The organism is Thiolapillus sp. (assembly GCF_048562965.1).
GTDB lineage: Bacteria > Pseudomonadota > Gammaproteobacteria > Chromatiales > Chromatiaceae > Thiolapillus > Thiolapillus brandeum_A.
In genome coordinates this window covers 1-507 of sequence record NZ_JBHNMF010001698.1, presented here as the reverse complement: position 1 = coordinate 507, position 507 = coordinate 1, and the positions used below count along the sequence as shown (strand labels likewise).

The following is a 507-nucleotide window of genomic DNA, read 5'->3' as shown; positions in this document are numbered from 1 at the left end:
TTTCTTATGTATCAATGCTTTAGATCATAATTGTACCATCCTGCACCGGATTTCTCATCGTCTTTTTTCGGTTTTTCAATTGAATTTCAATGACTTGGCATTTATAGACGGGAACTAGATAAGCCATAAATGCACATCGCTGTGGTTTCCATGCGCCACAACGTCAACACCCCCTACTCACCGTGAATGTCTCTATATGCATATTAAATTGGGAAGCAGAATCATTGACGGTTTGCTGCCTGAAACAGTTGCTGCAACTGAAAGAAATAGAGGGGCATGCTGACAACATCAGCATCATCGTAGTAGACAACAATTCCCAGGATGGTTCCGACTACAGCATTCACAAATTCATTGAGAATGCTTCTTACGAAAAGATTCATTTCCTTCGGGTAACTACTCACCCCTAAGATGAGTACAAGCCTGCCTCCATGGATCTACAATCGCTTTTTCATGTCTGTAGAGGCTTGACATCATAGTACGCCGAGTCTATGCTATTGACCCAACACA

General features: G+C 42.0%; 1 protein-coding gene. It reads right to left on the bottom strand.

The features are described from left to right. Positions 1–221 precede the first annotated feature (221 nt). Positions 222–380, bottom strand: coding sequence for a hypothetical protein (locus tag ACOCD2_RS26285; RefSeq protein ID WP_419584152.1), 159 nt, complete (start codon positions 378–380; stop codon positions 222–224). Positions 381–507: the final 127 nt, after the last annotated feature.

Excerpts from the sequence above, each read along its gene's own strand:
- ACOCD2_RS26285 (WP_419584152.1), bottom strand. The coding sequence starts at position 380 with ATGAATCTTTTCGTAAGAAGCATTCTCAATGAATTTGTGAATGCTGTA.